We start from the raw sequence: 1,773 nt of genomic DNA, 5'->3' as shown, positions 1-1,773 counted from the left end.
AACGTCGCCCTAAAGTGCTTATCACTTCGGGATCGTTGATCCAGCCCAGACAGCGGTCGAGGTCAGCTTCGTCGAGGGGACGCAGGTAGACCCTTTCACCGATCAGGAACGGATTTTTCATGATCTTCCTCCTGTAACAAAAAGGCCCCGCGCGCGGCGGGGCCCGTCGTATCTCAATTTATTGCCGATTCCCTATCCACCCCATATTGGGTAGATCGGGAAGAGCGATGCAAACACGAGGGATACGACCGACATCAGCTTGATCAGGATGTCGAGGGACGGGCCGACCGTGTCCTTCAGCGGGTCACCGACCGTGTCCCCAACGACGCTCGAGTCGTGCGCTTCGGAGCCCTTTCCGCCGTAGTGCCCCTCCTCGATGTACTTCTTGGCGTTGTCCATCGCCCCGCCGGCGTTCCCGCAGAAGATGGCGAGCTGGATCGCCGAAAGCAATCCTCCGATCAGGAACCCACCGAGGGCGTAGCGGCCGAAGATCAGTCCGAACGCGAGCGGAGTGACTACCGCGATTATCGCTGGGAGGAACATCTTGTGCAGTCCCCCGTGGGCGGTGATCGAGATGCAGCGGTTGAAGTCGGCTGGCTCTTCCCCGGCCATGATCTTCGGGTTCTCCTTGAACTGGCGGCGGATCTCCTCCACCAACAGCCCGGCGGTGTGGCTCACTCCGCGGATAAGGAGGGCGGAGAAGACGTAGGGGACCATTGCCCCGAGGATCAGACCGGCGATCACGTACGCCCCCACCTCGATCGGGCTTCCGGTTGGGGATAGATTGGCCGCAATCTGTCCCACAATCGGGAGCTGCGGCGCGACGACCTGGGAGGCGCTCCCGATCGCCGACCACAGGTAGGAGGCGATCAGCCCGAGGGCGGCGAACGCCGCTGAACCGATGGCGAATCCCTTTCCGATCGCTGCGGTCGTATTTCCGACCGCGTCGAGCTTGTCGGTCCGCTCCCGCACCTCGGGCGGAAGCTCGGCCATCGTCGCGATCCCGCCGGCGTTATCCGCGATCGGGCCGTAGGTATCGACCGACACGGTCATCGCCACGAACGAGAGCATCCCCATCGCCGCGAACGCTACTCCAAGCAAGTTTCCGAACTGATACGCCCCGATGATCGCCCCGGCGAGGACGACGACCGGAAGGAAGGTGCTCAGCATCCCCAGGGCCAGCCCTTCGGCCACTCCGATCCCCGGTCCGTTCTGGTTCATCTTGGCCAGCTCGCGTGCCGGCTTGTAGGTGGTCGAGGTGTAGTACTCGGAGAAGAACCCGATCGCCACTCCGGTGATCAGCCCGAGGAGCACCTCGTAGAAGATGTTAAGGGAGAGGGGGGAGAACCAGCAGAAGAGAAAAGTGGTCACCGCGGTCAGAAGTGCCGCGATCCGCGTCCCCCGCATCAGGATCCCCTGCACGTTCTCCGCCCGGCCGCTCACCCGCACGTACAGGATCGCAATGAGGCTGGAGAACGTCCCGCCGGCGACGATCACGAGCGGAGCGAGCACGACCCACCAGTAGTCGGACGGGTTCATTCCTCCGGCGAACCCAAGCTTGGAGATGATCCCCTGCAGGCTGGGGTTGTCCCGCCCAACGTACAGGTAGAGGACCATGACGATCACCGAGATGATCGCCCCGATGAACGACTCGAGGAGGTCGGCTCCGAGCCCGCCGACGTCTCCGACGTTGTCCCCCACGTTATCCGCGATCGTCGCCGGGTTGCGCGGGTCGTCCTCCGGGATGTGCATCTCGACCTTCCCGACGAGGTC

Annotated in this window: 1 protein-coding gene; it reads right to left on the bottom strand. The window is 63.3% G+C overall.

The window, feature by feature from the left end:
* Positions 1-192: 192 nt before the first annotated feature.
* Positions 193-1,773, bottom strand: a 1,581-nt coding sequence (locus J7J55_02235) for a sodium-translocating pyrophosphatase (GenBank protein MCD6141524.1), incomplete at its 5' end; no start/stop codon positions are given.

This window comes from Candidatus Bipolaricaulota bacterium (assembly GCA_021159055.1).
Taxonomy (GTDB): domain Bacteria; phylum Bipolaricaulota; class Bipolaricaulia; order UBA7950; family UBA9294; genus S016-54.
The sequence above is the reverse complement of the archived record's forward strand: the minus strand, read 5'-3'. Positions and strand labels throughout refer to the sequence as shown.